This is a genomic window from Paraburkholderia sp. BR10923 (genome assembly GCF_040948765.1).
GTDB classification, from domain to species: domain Bacteria; phylum Pseudomonadota; class Gammaproteobacteria; order Burkholderiales; family Burkholderiaceae; genus Paraburkholderia; species Paraburkholderia youngii.
The window spans coordinates 127,282-145,658 of record NZ_JBFPKO010000001.1 but is presented as its reverse complement, the minus strand read 5'-3'; the positions used below and the strand labels follow the sequence as shown (position 1 = coordinate 145,658).

Annotated in this window: 14 protein-coding genes; 3 read left to right on the top strand and 11 right to left on the bottom strand. The window is 63.1% G+C overall.

What is annotated here, in order from left to right; all coding sequences use genetic code 11:
- Nucleotides 1-1,165 precede the first annotated feature (1,165 nt).
- Nucleotides 1,166-1,624, top strand: a complete 459-nt coding sequence (locus AB3X94_RS00695; RefSeq protein WP_176105547.1) for a histidine phosphatase family protein — start codon at nucleotides 1,166-1,168, stop codon at nucleotides 1,622-1,624.
- Nucleotides 1,625-1,779: 155 nt separating this feature from the next.
- Entirely contained in the window at nucleotides 1,780-2,592 is an 813-nt protein-coding gene (locus AB3X94_RS00690) for a GNAT family N-acetyltransferase (protein ID WP_368610563.1), read from the top strand.
- 96 nt (nucleotides 2,593-2,688) lie between these two features.
- Here AB3X94_RS00690 and ppx read toward each other — a convergent pair whose 3' ends face one another.
- Nucleotides 2,689-4,341, bottom strand: a complete 1,653-nt coding sequence (ppx, locus tag AB3X94_RS00685) for an exopolyphosphatase (RefSeq protein ID WP_176105546.1) — start codon at nucleotides 4,339-4,341, stop codon at nucleotides 2,689-2,691.
- Between the two features lie 204 nt (nucleotides 4,342-4,545).
- Between ppx and ppk1 the strand changes: the two genes are divergently transcribed.
- A complete protein-coding gene (gene ppk1 / locus AB3X94_RS00680; RefSeq protein WP_368610562.1) occupies nucleotides 4,546-6,609 on the top strand; it encodes a polyphosphate kinase 1 in 2,064 nt (687 codons plus the stop codon).
- 117 nt (nucleotides 6,610-6,726) lie between these two features.
- Here the strand turns inward: ppk1 and phoR are convergent, their stop codons facing one another.
- The 10 genes from phoR to ftsH form a co-directional block, all read right to left on the bottom strand.
- Nucleotides 6,727-8,040: a phosphate regulon sensor histidine kinase PhoR gene (gene phoR / locus AB3X94_RS00675; protein WP_368610561.1), complete on the bottom strand. Its 1,314-nt coding sequence runs from the start codon at nucleotides 8,038-8,040 to the stop codon at nucleotides 6,727-6,729.
- An 89-nt stretch (nucleotides 8,041-8,129) separates the two neighbouring features.
- Complete coding sequence (phoB, locus tag AB3X94_RS00670) at nucleotides 8,130-8,831, bottom strand: phosphate regulon transcriptional regulator PhoB (RefSeq protein ID WP_008922879.1); 702 nt, start codon at nucleotides 8,829-8,831, stop codon at nucleotides 8,130-8,132.
- A 26-nt stretch (nucleotides 8,832-8,857) separates the two neighbouring features.
- Nucleotides 8,858-9,562: a phosphate signaling complex protein PhoU gene (gene phoU, locus AB3X94_RS00665; RefSeq protein WP_176105544.1), complete on the bottom strand. Its 705-nt coding sequence runs from the start codon at nucleotides 9,560-9,562 to the stop codon at nucleotides 8,858-8,860.
- 28 nt (nucleotides 9,563-9,590) lie between these two features.
- On the bottom strand, nucleotides 9,591-10,439 hold the full coding sequence (pstB, locus tag AB3X94_RS00660) for a phosphate ABC transporter ATP-binding protein PstB (RefSeq protein WP_018433457.1): 849 nt from the start codon (nucleotides 10,437-10,439) through the stop codon (nucleotides 9,591-9,593).
- A 16-nt stretch (nucleotides 10,440-10,455) separates the two neighbouring features.
- Complete coding sequence (gene pstA / locus AB3X94_RS00655) at nucleotides 10,456-11,352, bottom strand: phosphate ABC transporter permease PstA (RefSeq protein WP_176105543.1); 897 nt, start codon at nucleotides 11,350-11,352, stop codon at nucleotides 10,456-10,458.
- Complete coding sequence (pstC, locus tag AB3X94_RS00650) at nucleotides 11,349-12,350, bottom strand: phosphate ABC transporter permease PstC (RefSeq protein ID WP_176105542.1); 1,002 nt, start codon at nucleotides 12,348-12,350, stop codon at nucleotides 11,349-11,351. Before pstC ends, pstA begins: the two co-directional genes overlap by 4 nt.
- A 160-nt stretch (nucleotides 12,351-12,510) precedes the next feature.
- Entirely contained in the window at nucleotides 12,511-13,542 is a 1,032-nt protein-coding gene (gene pstS / locus AB3X94_RS00645) for a phosphate ABC transporter substrate-binding protein PstS (RefSeq protein ID WP_368610560.1), read from the bottom strand.
- A gap of 396 nt (nucleotides 13,543-13,938) precedes the next feature.
- Nucleotides 13,939-15,297 (bottom strand): phosphoglucosamine mutase, encoded by a 1,359-nt coding sequence (gene glmM / locus AB3X94_RS00640; RefSeq protein ID WP_176105540.1) that lies wholly within the window; start codon nucleotides 15,295-15,297, stop codon nucleotides 13,939-13,941.
- Between the two features lie 29 nt (nucleotides 15,298-15,326).
- A complete protein-coding gene (folP, locus tag AB3X94_RS00635) occupies nucleotides 15,327-16,226 on the bottom strand; it encodes a dihydropteroate synthase (protein ID WP_309235006.1) in 900 nt (299 codons plus the stop codon).
- 83 nt (nucleotides 16,227-16,309) lie between these two features.
- The gene (ftsH, locus tag AB3X94_RS00630) at nucleotides 16,310-18,199 is read right to left on the bottom strand and encodes an ATP-dependent zinc metalloprotease FtsH (RefSeq protein ID WP_013090008.1); all 1,890 of its coding nucleotides are present in this window, start codon (nucleotides 18,197-18,199) and stop codon (nucleotides 16,310-16,312) included.
- Nucleotides 18,200-18,377: the final 178 nt, after the last annotated feature.

The following is an 18,377-nucleotide window of genomic DNA, read 5'->3' as shown; positions in this document are numbered from 1 at the left end:
AGCATTTTCGCCGCGTAGTTCGGATTGTTCGTGCTCGCCGCGAGTTCTTCTGTATCGTCGCTGAGGGCCTCTGGCTGATAGTCGACCGGCCGCGCATCGCCAAGCAGCGTTGATGCGACTCTATTGCCCGCTCTGGCTGCGCGCGCAGCGTTCAGCCGGGCTTGCCGGGTGGCCGGATCATACTGGACGGACAGAATGGGTTCGCCGTCCGGGTGACTGCCGGTCCTCGCTATGGGATCCCTTAACGGCGTACTGCTGTAGGGTGACGGAAACAGGCTATTACGCGGACCTCGAATGGCAAGCAGTTTGCCCCGGCGAACCTCTTCGAGAAGAGCAAGGATGACCCACCAGCCATCGGTGTCAGGGTTACGGTCCCGCACGTTATGAAAAAACAGCCAGTGACTGTCAAGGAGATTCCTGACAAGCTTCCGGTCCTGCTCCCACTTGCTGTGATTGAGTTCGGCAATCTCAAGAAATTCCCGGGTCTCCGCCCTGGCCTTCTGACGGTCTGCTGCCTTGCCAAGGCACGCTTTATAGTGCCACTCGTCACAGATGACATAACAGGCACCCGATGGCCGCTGGCAGAACAGCTCCACGGAGTGCATCTCAAATACGGACAGGGACATAGGTGTGTCGTTGGTCCATCTGAAGTCGCTGCCGGAGTTGACAGCAGTCAGATAATTACCGTGCGACAGGCAGTCCGTACATGGGCGACCGCCCAAAATCTCTTCAGCTTTCGATGAGACAGACAAAAGCGTTGTCCACCGGCACATGAGCCTGAACGGAGTGTCGAAGGACGCGTTTCCGCCCGATATCGAACCCGATACGATCTGAATCGTGCGCCGCTTAACAGCGAATGCCTGAGGGTGACGGATCATAACCGGATGATCATCAAGTTGGACGAAACAGAGCGAGTTCGCTCAGGCTCATTTCGGTCTTGGAAAGTGCCTTTTAGAACCTTCGTTCAGGTACCGCCTCGCGCTTCGCGTCGGCGGCGGCGCTTTGCCGGGCGTCCTGTTCGTGCGGGTCACCGACAGCCGATCCATCAGGCACTCGCCTTGCAAACCATCACCCGTGCATGCGACAGTGCTTGCGCACGCACCTCGTTGCCAAGCCGCGCAGACCCGCCGCAACGCCATCCCAAGCCGCTCAAAAGGAGACTCCCATGGACCTGATCCTCTGGCGTCATGCCGAAGCAGAAGATGTCGCCGCGAGCGATCTCGCGCGCGCGCTCACCACGCGCGGCCGCAAGCAGGCGCAAAACGCCGCGAAATGGCTGCGCGCCCGCCTACCCGAGGACGCGGTCGTCCTCGCGAGCCCCGCGGTGCGCACGATCCAGACCGCCGAGACGTTGAGCGACCAGTATCGCGTCGTGCGCGAACTCGCGCCGAACGCGAGCGCGAACGATGTCCTCGAAGCGGCCGGCTGGCCCGGCGGCATCGCGCAGACCGTGGTGATCGTCGGCCATCAACCGACGCTCGGCCACGTCGCCGCGCAACTGCTCGGCGACAGCCGCGCGAGCTGGCCGCTGAAAAAAGCGGGCATCTGGTGGATCGAGAGCCGCGAGCGCCACGGCGAAGAGGAGGCAGTGTTGCGCGCCGCCATCAGTCCCGATCTGATCTGAGCGCACGCGTCGCGCGACGCGTCCGACTTGACAGGCACACACGCGAGGGCTTACGGGCAGTCATCCAATCGTCACAGCTTTGCCATGCGAGCGTCACCGCGCGTTACTACATTGGCGAAAAAAGAAATCCTCCCTCTTTTCGACCAGGACAGCCAATGCGAGAACTGCCGACGCCCACCCTGCCCTTCGCCTCGCTTTTCGAACCGCGCCGTCTGCCGCGCGCCGAGGAAACGGTTACCGCGCAGCATCGCCTGCAAGTGTCGTGGGCGCGTACCGACGAAGAGCTGCGTGAAGCGCAGCGTCTACGCTATCGCGTCTTCGCCGACGAAATGGGCGCGCGCTTGAGCGGCCCCGCCGGCCTCGACGTCGATGCCTTCGATTCGTACTGCGATCATTTGCTGGTACGCGATCTCGACACGTTGAAAGTAGTCGGCACGTATCGCGCGTTGCCGCCGCATCAGGCCGCGCGCATCGGCCGTCTGTATGCGGAAAGCGAGTTCGACGTGTCGCGTCTCACGCATCTGCGCGCGAAGATGGTCGAGGTCGGCCGCTCGTGCGTGCATCCCGACTATCGCAGCGGCTCGGTGATCATGTCGCTGTGGGCAGGGCTCGGCGCGTACATGAAGCACAACGGCTACGAGACGATGCTCGGCTGCGCGAGCGTCGCGATGGCCGACGGCGGCCACTATGCGGCGAACCTGTATTGCTCGCTGCGCGAGAACGCGCTGACCGCGCCCGAATATCGCGCGTTCCCGCATACGCCGCTGCCGGTCGACGACCTGCAGACCGGCGCCGCCGTCGCGCCGCCGCCGCTCGTGAAGGGCTACTTGCGACTCGGCGCGAAGATTTGCGGCGCACCGGCGTGGGACCCCGACTTCAATACCGCGGACTTCCTGACGCTGTTCCGCCTGTCCGATATCAACGCCCGCTACGCGCGACACTTCCTCGGCGATGCGTTGCCGCGATAAGCTGCATCACCTGAGAAGCGAAAAAGCCCTGCATTTGCAGGGCTTTTTTGTGCACGCGCACGCTGCGAATCGAAGCGTGCGCCGATCGGCGCCGCGTCAATCGTCCGTATAAACCACGCGATACGGAATCCCGACTTTCTCCCACTCCGCTGCTTCCTGGATCAGGCTGTAGTCCGTCAACGGATTGTTGGCGACCCACTCGTTCGGCAAACGCACCTCGTAACCGCCGTTCGCCTGAGCAACCGTGATACCCGGCAGGCCGACGTCCGCGCGTCGACGGCACAGCAACGCTGCGAGCCGCAGGCAGAACAGCAGCGGCCATTCGACGTCGCGCGTCTGCGACAGCTTGCCGAGCTTGCCCGCGTGGCCGAGCACGAGCGCGGCGAGCCGCGCCTGATCGGTGCGCGAAAAGCCCGGCATGTCGGCGTTGCTTGCGATATACGCCGAATGCTTGTGATAAGCGCTATGCGAGATCGACAGCCCGATTTCGTGCAGCGACGCCGCCCAGCCGATGAACATGCGGTTTTCCGCGCGGCGTTCTTCGTCCGGTTCGATGAACTGGTCGTAGAGGCTCGTCGACAGATCGCTGATACGCCCGGCCTGCGCACGATCGACGCCATAGCGGCGCATGAAGCCCCCGACCGTCACCGTACGCATGTCCTCGTGCTGCGAACGGCCGAGCAGGTCGTACATGACGCCGAGACGCAGCGCGCCGTCGGTGGTGTCGACATAGTCGACGCCCAGTTCGTCGAACACCGCGATCATGATCGACAGGCCGCCCGCGAGCACCGGCACGCGGTCGCTCTTCAGTGCGATCAGTTTCAGCCGGTTGACGTTTTCGGCCTTGATCAGCGCGCGCTTGAGCCGCTCGAGGCCGCCGCGCGAAATGCCGTGCGTGACGCCGGCATCGTTGAAATTGTTCGCCTCGACCAGCTCGGCGAGCGCGCGGGCGGTGCCCGACGAGCCGATCGCCTGCTCCCAGCCGGTCTTCTTGTATTCGGCGGAAATGATCTGGATTTCGCGGCGCGCGGCGAGCTCGGCCTGACGCATCGTGTATTCGTCGACGTTGCCGGCCGGAAAAAACGTACGGCTATGGCTCACGCAGCCGATATACAGGCTCTCCATCTTGATCGGCGTGTAGTGCGAGCCGATGATGAATTCCGTCGAACCGCCGCCGATATCGACGACGAGCCGCTTGCCCGCGCTCGCCGGCACCGAGTGCGCGGCGCCTGCATAAATCAGGCGCGCTTCCTCCCGCCCCGCGATCACTTCGATCGGAAAACCGAGCGCCGCCTGCGCTTCGCCGAGAAACTCGCCCGCATTCTTCGCGATGCGCAGCGTATTGGTCGCGACCGCGCGCACGTGGTCGGGGTGAAAATCGCGCAGACGCTCGCCGAAGCGCTTCAGCGCATCCCAGCCACGCACCTGCGAGGCGCGATCGAGCATTTTGTCGCTCGATAGCCCGGCCGCGAGCCGCACCGGCTCGCGCAAGGCGTCGACCTGATAGATCTGGCTGCCCGCGTCGGTTTCCTCGACCCGGCCCACGATGAGCCGGAAGCTGTTCGAACCGAGATCCACGGCGGCGAGGAGATGAGGGATAGTGACCATCGGGTAAGCGTACTCCATGCGCGCGAGCGCGGCGGCTGCGGCCGCGGGCGTGGCGGCGGACGCTGGCAGCGCCACGCGCCTGCCCGGCCCCTTCGACGCATGGTGCGCGTCGCGGCCGGCCGCACTGTTCAAAGACGCCATTCTAAGCGTAGCAGCCTTCACGGTGTCACCTCGCGGCGCAGGGAGTTCGGTATCGTCGCATAGGTAACGCGTCATATTGACGACAGCCGACGATTGCGGCATAAAATGTTTAAAACATCGCCGATGTCATCAGGACGTCACCAAATCGTGAGAATTTCCGAGCGTCTTTCCGTCGCCATTTCAGACATTCCAATCTCGCCACCGATGTCCGTCCGCTATCCCTTATTGAATCGCGAGCTGGGCATTCTGGGTTTCAACGAGCGCGTGTTGGCGCAAGCCGCCGATCCCGCCGTCCCCCTGCTCGAACGTCTCCGGTTTATCTGCATCACCAGTAGCAATCTCGACGAATTCTTCGAAGTCCGCATGGCCGGCCTTCAGGAACAGATGCGCGACAATCCCGGCGCATTGTCGCCGGACGGCATGTCGCTGCAACACGTGTACGACCTCGTGGTCGAGCGTGCGCAGAAGCTCGTGCATCGCCAGTACACGATGCTGCACGACACGGTGCTCACCGCGCTCGAGGAGGAAGGTATTTATTTCCACGGCACCGAAGCATGGAGCGACGCGCAGACCGAATGGGCGCGCAACTACTTCGTCGACGAACTGCTGCCGGTGTTGACGCCGATCGGTCTCGATCCCGCCCATCCGTTTCCGCGCGTGCTGAACAAGAGCCTGAACTTCGTCGTCGAACTCGAAGGCAAGGATGCATTCGGCCGCCAGGCGATGATGGGCATCGTGCAGGCGCCGCGGGCGCTGCCGCGGCTCGTGCGCATGCCGCAGGAACTGTCGGGCTATCCGCACGGCTTCGTGCTGCTGAGCTCGCTGTTGCAACGCTTCGTCGGCGAACTGTTTCCAAACCTCGTCGTGCGCAGCTGCAATCAGTTTCGCATCACCCGCAATAGCGAACTGTTCGTCGACGAAGACGAAATCACCAATCTGCGCGTCGCGTTGCAGGGCGAACTGCCGGCGCGGCATCTGGGCAATGCGGTGCGGCTCGAAGTGTCGGCGGACACGCCCGCGCACGTGGTGCGGCGCCTGCTCGACGAAAGCGGTCTGTCGAACAAGGACTGCTACTACGTGAACGGCCCCGTCAATCTGGTGCGGCTGATGCAGCTGCCCGAGATGGTCGACCGGCCGGATCTGAAGTTCGTACCGCATATTCCGTCGACGCCGACGCAGATCGCCAACAGCACGAGCATGTTCGACGTGATCGATCAGGGCGACGTGCTGCTGCATCATCCGTACGAGAGCTTCCAGCCGGTGCTCGAGCTGCTGCTGCAGGCGGCCAAGGACCCGAACGTGGTCGCGATCAAGCAGACCATCTATCGCACCGGCACCGACTCGCCGCTGATGGACGCGCTGATGCAGGCCGCGCGCAACGGCAAGGAAGTCACGGTGGTCGTCGAGCTGCTCGCGCGCTTCGACGAAGAAACCAACATCAACTGGGCCTCGCAGCTCGAAGCGGTCGGCGCGCACGTGGTCTACGGCGTGGTCGGCCACAAGTGCCACGCGAAAATGATGCTGATCGTGCGACGCGTATTGGCGGGCGGCAAGTCGACCCTGAAGCGCTACGCGCACCTCGGCACCGGCAACTATCACCCGCGCACCGCGCGCCTCTATACCGACTTCGGTCTGATGACCGCCGATCAGAAGATCTGCGAGGACGTGCACCATGTATTCCAACAGCTGACCGGCATCGGCGGCGAGCTGAAGCTGCACGAATTGTGGCAGTCGCCGTTCACGCTGCACCCGAAGCTCGTCGAAGCGATCCGCAAGGAAGCCGAGCACGCACGGGCGGGCAGGAAGGCGCGCATCGTCGCGAAGATGAACGCACTGCTCGAGCCGACGGTGATCGCCGAGCTGTATGAAGCAGCGCAGGCCGGCGTGAAGATCGATCTGATCGTGCGCGGCGTGTGCTCGCTGCAGCCGGGCGTGCAAGGACTCTCCGAGAACATCACGGTGCGCTCGATCGTCGGGCGCTTTCTCGAACATCATCGCATCTACTACTTCTACGACGGCGGCAAGGAGCAGGTCTATCTGTCGAGCGCCGACTGGATGGATCGCAATCTGTTCCGGCGCGTCGAAGTCGCATTCCCGGTCAGCAACCGGCGGCTGAAACGGCGCGTGATCGCGGAAGGGCTATCGGCGTTTCTCGGCGACAACCAGTCGGCCTGGTTGATGCAAAGCGATGGTCACTATCGCCGGCGCCGGCCGGGCAAGGCGTCGCGCAATGCGCAGATGAGCCTGCTCGGCAAGTTCTGTTCGTAGTCGCCCGCGTCGCGGGTGCTCGCCGCGACGGCGGGCACCTGACAATCCGCGCGCATAAAAAAACCGCCTGTTTCAGGCGGTTTTTTGCTGGATCGACCAGTCGGACGGCTGCCGCACTCAAACCTGCGCGGTTTGGCAGCGCGCGGTCCGATACACCGGAAAACGCACCGTGAACGTGCTGCCGCGCCCTTCTTCGCTCTTCACTTCGAGTTGCGCATCGTGCCGTTGCAATACGTGCTTGACGATCGCGAGACCGAGCCCGGTGCCGCCCGTGTCGCGCGAACGGCTGCGATCGACGCGATAGAAGCGCTCGGTGAGTCGTGGAATATCGGCGGCCGGAATGCCGAGGCCGCTATCGATGACCGAGAACACCGCATGGCCACCCTGCGCACGCCAGGTGACTTTGATCGAGCCGCCGTCCGGCGTATAGCGGATCGCGTTCGTCACCAGGTTGCCGAACGCGCTGAGAATCTCGGTTTCGACGCCGGTTACCGTCAACGCTTCGTCGGCTTCGAAGACGATCTTGTGATGATCGCCGGACAGGCTCTGCGCGTCGTCGCGCAGATGCCGCAATACTGCCTGCATGTCGATCATCTGATCGCTCGGCGGCTTGTTGTCACCTTCGAGCGTCGCGAGCACCAGCAGATCGCTGACGATATGACGCATGCGCGACGCCTGCTGCTCCATCAGGTCGAGATAGCGCGCGCGCTCGGCCTCGCCCAACGGCAGCTCGCGCATCGTCTCGAGAAAACCGGACAGCACGGTAAGCGGCGTTTTCAGTTCGTGCGACACGTTGGCGACGAAGTCACGCCGCATCGCATCGGTGCGCTCGAGTTCGGTGATGTCCTGCGACAGCACCAGTTTGCGATTGTCGCCATACGGAAACACCTGCACCGACAGCACGTTCTGGCGCTTGTCGCCCATGCCGCGCATGATCAGCATTTCCTCGTACCGATGCGAATTCAGATAGCGCACGAAATCCGGATGGCGCACCAGATGCGTGATGTGCTGGCGCAGATCGCGCTTCGCATCGAGCCCGAAGTGGCTTTCGGAAATCGCGTTGCACCATTCGATCTGATCGTGATCGTCGAGCATCGCGACGCCATTCGGCGACGCCTGGATCGCCTGGATGAAACGCGAATGCTGCTGCTCGACCTGGCGCACCTGGGCGTGCCAGCGCTTCGCGAGCTTGTGCAGACGGTAGTAGATTTCGCCCCAGATGCCGGGGGCGCTCGGCACTTCGCCGTACACCGGCGCATCGAGCAGACGCCACAGACGCTGCTTATGGAAGGTACTGAAGACGCTCTGTGCGAGCAGCATGACGATGGCGAGAGCGAGCCCTGCCTTGACGTTCACCAGTGCGCCGACCACCGCGCACAGAACAGCAAGCAGCACGACGGACACGATGGAGCGCGCCCAGATGATGTTCATGGTCTAGCGATCGAAGAGAAAATACAGCGCAGGAAGGAGGTGCGGCGGCTCAACAGCTACGCAGTGCAGTGCGCCGCCGACGACGGCTGTCAGGCGCTCTTCGCCAGCCGGTAGCCGCTGCCGCGTACCGTTTCAATCATAGCATCGCACCCGGCCGGCTTGAGTGCCGCACGCAGACGCTTGATATGCACGTCGACGGTACGCTCTTCGACGAACACGTGATCGCCCCACACCTGGTCGAGCAGTTGCGTGCGGCTGTGCACGCGCTCCGGGTGAGTCATGAAGAAGTGCAGCAGACGGAATTCGGTCGGGCCGAGATCGAGCTTGATCTCGCTGCCTTCCGCATGCGCCGCGACGCGGTGCGTGGCCGGATCGAGCTTCAGGCCGTTGATCGCGACCACGTCTTCGGTTAGCTGCGGCGCGCGGCGGCGCAGCACCGCCTTGATGCGCGCCATCAGTTCCTTCGGCGAGAACGGCTTCGTCACGTAGTCGTCGGCGCCGATCTCGAGACCGAGCACCTTGTCCTGCTCGTCGCCGCGCGCGGTCAGCATGATGATCGGGATATGCTTCGTGCGCTCGTTGTTGCGCAGATCGCGCGCGAACGAAATGCCCGATTTGCCCGGCAACATCCAGTCGAGCAGCACGAGATCGGGCAGCACGTCGCTGATCAGGTTGTGCGCCTGCTCCGCGTTGTACGCGCGAATCGGGCAGTGTCCGGCGTGTTGAAGATTGACCGAAATCAATTCGGAAATGGCGGGCTCATCTTCAATGACGAGAATGCTGCTGGGCATCGGCACCTCTGTTCCTTATCTCTGGATTAGCTGAGCGCTTCGCGTTCGAGCGCGTCGCGCGACTGGTGCCGCACGTCGGTGCCCTTGACGATGTAGATGATGAATTCGGCGATGTTCTTCGCGTGGTCGCCGATCCGCTCGATCGCCTTGGCGATGAACAGGAAGTCGAGGCCCACCGAGATCGAACGCGGATCTTCGGTCATATACGAAATCAGCTTGCGCACGAACGCGCGGAATTCCTCATCGATCGCCTTGTCGTCGCGCACGATCTGCGCGGCCGCGACCGTGTCCAGACGCGCGAACGCGTCGAGCGCGCGGCGCAGGATCGACACGGCCATCTCGCCGGACAGCTTGATCTCGGCGATGTTGATGGTGCGCGAGGCGCCGTCTTCCATCAGACGCCTGGTGCGTTTCGCGATCTTCTCGGCCTCGTCGCCGGCGCGCTCGAGGTTCGTGATGGTCTTCGAGATCGCGATCAGCAGGCGCAGATCGCGCGCGGCCGGCTGACGGCGCGCGATGATGTTGCTGCACTCCTCGTCGATCTCGACTTCCATCTTGTTCAGACGGTCTTCGGCGGCGATGACCTGCTCGCACATACCGAGGTCGAATTCGTTGAGCGCCTGCATCGCGTTGACGATCTGCGATTCGACGAGGCCGCCCATTTCGAGCACTTTCGACGAAACGAGGTTCAGGTCGGCGTCGAACTGGCTGGACAGATGTTTATCGGACATGTCGTACTCCGTTGTATTGCCCGGCGGATCAGCCGAAGCGGCCGGTGATGTAGTCCTCGGTTTCCTTGCGGACCGGCTTGATGAAGATTTTTTCTGTGTCGCCGAATTCGATCAGTTCACCGAGGTACATATAGGCAGTGTAGTCCGAACAGCGGGCCGCCTGCTGCATGTTGTGCGTGACGATCACGACCGTGTAGTCGCTCTTCAGTTCGGCGATCAGTTCTTCGATACGGCCCGTCGAAATCGGGTCGAGCGCCGAGCACGGCTCGTCGAGCAGCAGCACTTCGGGGCGGATCGCGATACCGCGCGCGATACACAGACGCTGCTGCTGGCCGCCCGACAGACCGTAGCCGCTCTGGCCGAGCTTGTCCTTCACTTCGTTCCACAGCGCCGCCTTGGTCAGCGCCCATTCGACGCGGTCGTCCATTTCCGAGCGCGACAGCTTCTCGAACATCTTCACACCGAAAGCGATGTTGTCGTAGATCGACATCGGGAACGGCGTCGGCTTCTGGAACACCATGCCGATGCGCGCGCGCAGCAGCGAAATATCCTGGCGCGTAGTCAGCAGGTTTTCACCGTCCATCACGATCTCGCCTTCCGCGCGCTGCTCCGGATACAGCGCGTACATCTTGTTGAAGGTTCGCAGCAGCGTGGACTTGCCGCAGCCCGACGGGCCGATGAACGCGGTCACCTTGCCTTCGGGAATCTGCAGATTGATGTTCTTCAGCGCGTGGTACTTGCCGTAGAAGAAGTTGAGATCCTTGACTTCGATCTTCGGACGCGACGGCGTTTGCGCGTGAGCGCTGTGTTCGGGGTCGGAGCCCGCGGGCGCGGTTGCGTGCCCGACCGGATTGAGTTGGGTTTCTGCCATGTTCATCGGATTCACTCCGCCCTTACTTGTTCGAGAAGATCGTGCGCGCGAGGATATTCAGTCCCAGCACCGCGAGCGTGATCAGGAAGACGCCGGCCCACGCGAGCGATTGCCATTGCGCGAACGGGCTCATCGCAAACTTGTAGATCGTGACCGGCAGGTTCGCGACCGGCTGGCCCATATCGACCGAGAAGAACTGGTTCGACAGCGCGGTAAAAAGCAGCGGCGCGGTTTCGCCGGCAATCCGCGCGATGGCGAGCAGCACACCGGTAACGATGCCCGCGATCGACGCCTTCAGCGTGATCGACAGCACCATCTTCCACTTCGGAGTGCCGAGCGCGAACGCGGCTTCCCGCATCGCATTCGGCACGAGCTTCAGCATGTTTTCGGTCGTGCGGATCACGATCGGAATCTGCAGAAGCGCCAGCGCGAGCACGCCGGCCCAGCCGCTGAAGTGGCCCATCTTCGCGACGACGAGCGCGTAGACGAACAGACCGATGACGATCGACGGCGCCGACAGCAGGATGTCGTTGATGAAGCGCGTGAGGTTCGCAAGCCAGCCCTTCTGGCCGTATTCGGCGAGATAGACGCCCGCCATGATGCCGATCGGCGTGCCGACGAAGGTCGCGAGCGCGACCAGCAACAGGCTGCCGACGATCGCATTCGCAAGACCGCCGCCATCGGTGTTCGGCGGCGGCGTCGACTGCGTGAAGAGCTCGACCGACAAACCGCCGATCCCGAGATGCAGCGTCGTATAGAGAATCCACACGAGCCACAGCAGGCCGAACGCCATCGCCGCGAGCGACAGCGTCAGCGCGATCGCGTTGGTCATCCGACGGCGCCCTTGCAGACGCACGCGCATCGCTTCGAGCGTCGCGGGGTCCTTCAGACCCGGCATATTCAGGGACGGCCCGCTCATTTCGCGCCCTCCCCTTTCTCGAGACGCAGCAGCATGATTTTCGAAATCGCCAGCACGATGAATGTAATCACGAACAGGATCAGGCCGAGTTCCATCAGCGCCGACGTGTGCAGGCCCGGGTCCGCTTCCGCGAACTCGTTGGCGAGCGCCGACGTGATGCTGTTGCCCGGCGAAAACAGCGAAATATTGTCGAGCAGATTGGTGTTGCCGATCACGAAGGTGACCGCCATCGTCTCACCCAGCGCGCGGCCGAGGCCCAGCATGATGCCGCCGATCACACCGGTCTTGGTGTACGGCAGTACGATCTTCCAGATCACTTCCCACGTCGTGCAGCCGATACCGTAGGCCGATTCCTTCAGCAGCACCGGCGTCACTTCGAACACGTCGCGCATGACCGCCGCGATGTACGGGATGATCATGATCGCAAGGATCACGCCCGCGCACAGAATGCCGATGCCGATCGGCGGACCCGAGAACAGCGCACCGACGATCGGAATGCCGCCGAGCACCGCGCCGAGAGGCTTCTGGAACCACACCGCGAAGATCGGCGCGAACACGAGCAGGCCCCACATGCCGTACACGATCGACGGAATCGCGGCGAGCAGTTCGATCGCGATGCCGAGCGGCCGACGCAGCCACGCGGGCGACAGTTCGGTCAGAAACAGCGCGATGCCGAAGCTGACGGGCACCGCGATGATGAGAGCGATGATCGACGTCGCGAGAGTGCCGTAGATCGGCACGAGCGCGCCGAATTGCTTGCTGGGTGGATCCCACACCGCCGTCCACAGGAACGCGAGACCGAACTCGCGAATCGACGGCATCGAGGCGATGATCAGCGACACGATGATGCCGCCGAGCAGCAGCAGCGTGACGATCGCGGAAAGGCGTGCGAGGCCGCCGAAGATCACATCGCCGGAGCGGCCAGGCGCTTTTTGCTGCGACGCGCTGCCAGGCGGAGTGGCCCGGCTCGTGCCGGACGCTAAATGAATATCGGACATGAGAGCCTGAGGGACCTGTTTCCAGTTGCCGGACGACACTTGTCGGGCGGGCGGTGATGCATGCGGCGCGTGCCGCGTGAAAGTCACAGGCCGTCCTCGTACGAGGACGGCCGGGGTGCTACGAGGCGCGATTCAGACATACCGCGCCAGCTTACGCCTGTTACTCGGCGAGCGTCTTGCCTGCCGAATCCTTGACCTTCTGCTTCCACTGCGTGCGGATTTCCGACACGACCGATTCCGGCAGCGAGATGTAGTCCAGATCGTTCGCAGCCTGACCGCCGTTCTTGAACGCCCAGTCGAAGAACTTCAGCGTTTCCGCGCCTTGCGGTGCCTTTTCCTGCGTCGTGTGCAGCAGCACGAACGTCGCGCCGACGATCGGCCATGCGTTCTTGCCCGGCTCGTTCGTCAGGATCTGGTAGAACGACTTCGACCAGTCAGCGCCAGCAGCCGCTGCCTTGAACGTGTCCGTCTGCGGCTGAACCACTGCGCCAGCTTCGTTCTTCATCGCGACGTAGTTCATGTGGTTCTGCTTGGCGTAGGCCCATTCGACGTAGCCGATCGAACCCGGCAGACGCTGCACGAATGCCGCGACGCCGTCGTTACCCTTGCCGCCCGTGCCGGTCGGCCAGTTGACCGTCGCACCTTCACCGACCTTCGTCTTCCATTCCGGGTTGACCTTCGACAGGTAGTTCGTCCAGATGAAGCTGGTGCCCGAACCGTCGGCGCGGCGCACCACGGCGATGTCCAGATCCGGCAGCTTGACCTTCGCGTTCAGCGCGACGATTGCCGGGTCATTCCACTTTTTGATCTTGCCGAGATAGATGTCGCCGAGCACTTCACCCGACAGCACCAGTTCGCCCGGCTTCACGCCCGGCACGTTGACTGCCGGCACCACGCCGCCGACCACCGTCGGGAATTGGAACAGGCCTTGCTTCGCGAGTTCGTCGTCCTTCAGCGGAGCGTCCGAACCAGCGAAATCGACGGTCTTCGCCTCGATCTGCTTGATGCCGCCCGACGACCCGATGCCCTGGTAGTTAACCTTGCCGCCGCCGGTCTTCTGATAAGCGTCGGCCCACTTCGTGTAAATCGGTGCCGCGAACGTGCTGCCCGCGCCGGTGATGTCTGCGGCTTGCGCTGCGATTGCGAAAAGCGCGCCAGCGACGCCAGCGAACACGGTATGCATCAATTTCATGAGACCTCCAATGGAGTGTGAGCGTGTGGTGTGAGCGGGAAACTCGAACACCGCGAAGCTTAGGGTCTCTTTATGACAAAAACGTGACTGATCGTGAATCAGATGTGACAGTCACATTACCCAATGAAAGGTTCGGGAGCCGGCGAATTGCCGCGATTGCGATGCTCGTTGCATTGCATTTTTCAAGTTAGACGAAAAAGACGGGGCGCGAACGTTTGCGCTCGGTGCGGAGAGACATTTTGGTGCGGGATGCACCGACCTTTTGGCGGCTGGAGCGTGGGGATTTATTGGGGTGAAGCCGGCGACGAAGGTCATGGCACGCGGGTCGCCGAAGCTCTCAGAGCGACCGTCAGGCCGCAAGCGGTCGCCGCCGCCCGCCGCCTGTTGGGGAACAGATCAGGCCGTTGCTACCCGCACGGCTTGCGCAATCGCTTCCGAATGCTCGAGCGCGTCCGCGACGTTCTGCGCCTCTACCATCACGCGCAGTACCGGCTCGGTGCCCGACGCGCGGATCAGGACGCGACCGCGCCCGTCGAGCGCGCCTTCGGCCACCTTGATCGCGCTACGAATCGTATCGCTGCCCTTCCAGTCCGCGCCGGGCTTCATGCGCACGTTGATCAGCTTCTGCGGGAACAGCGTGACGCCGTCGAGCAGATCCGCGAGCGACTTGCCGCTGCGCTGCATCGCCGCCAGCACGAGCAGAGCGGACACGATGCCGTCGCCGGTCGAATGGCGATCGAGCGACAGAATGTGGCCCGAACCTTCGGCGCCGAGCTGCCAGCCGTGTTCGCGAAGCTGTTCGAGCACATAGCGGTCGCCGACCGCGGCGCGCACGAACTTGACGCCGGCTCTCTGCAGCGCGACCTCCACGGCCATGTTGGTCATCAGTGTGCCGACCGCGCCTTCCACGTGGCCGGCGGTCGCGATACGGTCTTTGACCAGCACGTACAGCAGCTCGTCGCCGTTGAACAGGCGGCCGGACTCGTCGACTACCTGCAAACGGTCGGCGTCGCCATCGAGCGCGATACCGAGGTCCGCGTGGTTCGCGCGCACCGCGCGCACCAGCGCATCCGGCGCGGTCGCGCCGACGCCGTCGTTGATATTGAAGCCGTTCGGCGAGACGCCGATCGGGATCACTTCCGCGCCGAGCTCATGGAACACGTGCGGCGCGACGTCGTACGCGGCGCCATGCGCGCAATCGACGACGAGCTTCATGCCGCGCAGGTCGTACGCGGCCGGGAAGGTGCTCTTGCAGAACTCGATGTAGCGGCCGGCCGCGTCGTCGAGACGACGCGCCTTGCCCAACTGCTCGGAAGCCGCGCAAGCGAGCGGCAGCTCGAGCTGCTCCTCGATCTGCGCCTCGACGTCGTCCGGCAACTTGTTGCCGTCGGCCGAGAAGAACTTGATACCGTTGTCGTAGTACGGGTTATGCGACGCGCTGATCACGACGCCCGCGGCAAGCCGCAGCGCGCGCGTCAGATAGGCGATGCCGGGAGTCGGCATCGGGCCGGCCAGCATCACGTCGACGCCGGCCGCCGAAAAGCCCGATTCGAGCGCGGCTTCGAGCATGTAGCCCGAGACGCGCGTGTCCTTGCCGATCAGCACGGTCGGGCGAGCGCCTGTCTTCGCCCATTGATCGGCGCCCGCGAGCACCTTGCCGGCCGCGTAGCCGAGCCGCAACACGAATTCCGGCGTGATCGGGCCTTCCCCGACCTTGCCTCGAATGCCGTCCGTTCCGAAGTAACGACGTGCCATATTTGTTCTCCCTGTATCTGGCTGCGGGCTCAACCGTGCGCGCGGCTCTGCTTGGCAGCGTCGCGCAGGGTTGCCCATACTTTCAATGCATCGACTGTTTGCGCGACGTCGTGTACGCGCAGAATCGCGGCGCCCCGCTCGGCCGCGCACACCGCTGCGGCGATGCTGCCGGCCACGCGCTCCGGCGCCGGCCGCCCTGTCACCGCGCCAACCATCGATTTGCGCGACATGCCCGCAAGGATCGGATATGGCGACGCGGCGCGCGGCGCCGTGTCGCGCAGATGCGCAAGCAACGCGTAGTTGTGCTCGACGACGATCTTGCCGAAGCCGAAACCCGGATCGACGCTGATTCGCTCGCGCGCAATCCCCGCCTGCTGCAAAGTCGCGACACGCTCCTCGAGGAACTGGCGCACTTCGCTGACAACGTCGGCATAGTGCGGCTCGCCGCGCTGCATGGTCTGCGGCTCACCTAACATATGCATTACACAAAGGCCGCAGTCGCTGTCGCGCACCGCGTCGATCGCGCCGGGCATGCGGAAGCCCCAGACGTCGTTGATCAGGTCGGCGCCCGCGTTCAACGCGTCGCGCATCACTTCCGGCTTGTATGTATCGACCGACAACGGCACATTCGCGCCACGCAGCTGCTCGACGAGGGGTATCACGCGCTCCAGTTCTTCGTCGAGCGGCACCGGCGGCGCGCCAGGACGCGTCGATTCCCCGCCGATATCGATAATGTCCGCGCCCTCGAGCATCATGCGCTCGGCATGGCGCAGCGCATCGCCGCGCATCGCGTACAAGCCGCCATCGGAGAAGGAATCGGGAGTGACGTTCAGAATGCCCATGACCAACGGGCGTTCAAACGTCAGCTTGAAGCGGCCGCACTGCAGCGGCTCTGGAAGGGGTACGGAAGAACAATCGACTTTCGACACGTAACAATGCTTCACTTTGAACGGATCAATGCAAAACGGGCCGGTGTGTAGCACACCGGCCCGCACTTTCTACTGGCTACCTATCAGGCCGGCGCGGTTGCGCTGCCCGGCTTGACTTCGGTGCCCGCGCTACCGCCCGACGAGGCGTCGCTTGCCGACGGCGGCGAACTCTTCGGCGAACGCGGCGGACGGCCGGCCATGATGTCGTTGATCTGATCGGCGTCGATCGTCTCCCACTCCATCAATGCGGCGGTCATCGCTTCGACCTTGTCGCGGTTCTCTTCCAGCAGGCGCCGCGCGAGATTGTACTGCTCGTCCAGCACACGACGGATTTCCGCATCGACCTTCTGCTGCGTCGCCTCCGAAATGGTCCGCGTGAAGCCGCGGCCGAACGGCGAAGCGTCGTTTTCGTCGTCGACATAGACCATCGGTCCGAGCGCATCTGTCATACCGAAGCGGGCAACCATTGCGCGAGCCGTCTGGGTCGCCTTGTTGAAGTCGTCCGAGGCGCCGGTGCTGATGAGGTTCAGGAACAGCTCTTCCGCGACGCGACCACCGAACAGAATGGCAAGACGGTCGAGCAGATAGTCCTTCGAGTACGTTTCGTTATCATGCTCCGGCAACTGCCACGTGACGCCCAGCGCACGGCCGCGCGGAATGATCGTGACCTTGTGCACCGGATCGGCCTTCGGCAACAGCTTCGCGATCACCGCGTGACCCGATTCGTGATACGCGGTCGCACGCTTCGATTCTTCGCGGATCACGGCCGACTTGCGCTCCGGACCCATGAAGATCTTGTCCTTCGCGTCCTCGAAATCGGTCATTTCGACGATGCGCTTGCCACGGCGCGCCGCGAACAGCGCTGCTTCGTTGACGAGGTTCGCGAGATCGGCGCCCGAGAAACCCGGCGTGCCGCGCGCGATCACTGCCGCATCGACGTCGTTCGAAATCGGTACCTTGCGCAGGTGCACCTTCATGATGTGCTCGCGGCCGCGGATATCGGGCAGACCGACGTACACCTGGCGGTCGAAACGGCCCGGACGCAACAGCGCCTTGTCGAGTACATCCGAACGGTTCGTCGCAGCGATCACGATGACACCCGAGTTCGCCTCGAAGCCGTCCATTTCGACGAGCATCTGGTTCAGCGTCTGTTCGCGCTCGTCGTTACCGCCGCCCATGCCGGCGCCGCGATGACGGCCGACCGCGTCGATTTCGTCGATGAACACGATACACGGCGCGTGCTTCTTGGCCTGCTCGAACATGTCGCGCACGCGAGCCGCGCCGACGCCGACGAACATTTCCACGAAATCCGAACCCGAAATGCTGAAGAACGGCACCTTCGCCTCGCCGGCGATCGCGCGTGCGAGCAGCGTCTTACCGGTTCCCGGCGGGCCAACGAGCAGCACGCCGCGCGGAATACGACCACCGAGCTTCTGGAATTTCTGCGGATCGCGCAAAAAGTCGACGAGCTCCGACACTTCTTCCTTGGCTTCGTCGCAACCGGCAACGTCGGTGAAATTGATTGCGTTGTTGTTCTCGTCGATCAGCCGCGCGCGCGACTTGCCAAACGAGAAGGCCCCGCCTTTGCCGCCCCCCTGCATCTGTCGCATCATGTAGAACCAGAAACCGATGATCAGGATCGTCGGCCCGAGGTAATACAACACGGACATCAGTGCATTGGGTTCGTCGTCAGCCTTGCCGCTCACCTGTACACCATACTTCATCAGATCGCCGACCATCCAGATGTCGCCGGGCGACACGATCTGGTACTTCTGGCCGTCTGCTGGAGTGACCGTGAGGTTCCGCCCCTGGACAATGACGTTCTTGACTTTGCCGTTCTTCGCGTCGTCCATGAACTGCGAATAGGAAACGCCTTCCTGGACACGGGGCTTGTCGAACTGCTTGAACACCGTAAACAGCACCAGTGCGATCACCAGCCACACTGCTGCTTTCGAAAACATATTGTTGTTCAAAGCACCACTCCTTCACTTAGACGGGCGCCTACATTTGCCTTGCGGCACCACGAAAGCATTCTAATCCAGTCCGCAGACCCCTGCCATAGCGTTTCACTACCACGGAAATAGGGTAGCGGGCCAGCTTGACGCCGGTCTCCGACGCATCGGGCTAGTTATTGGCAGAAATGGAACCGGC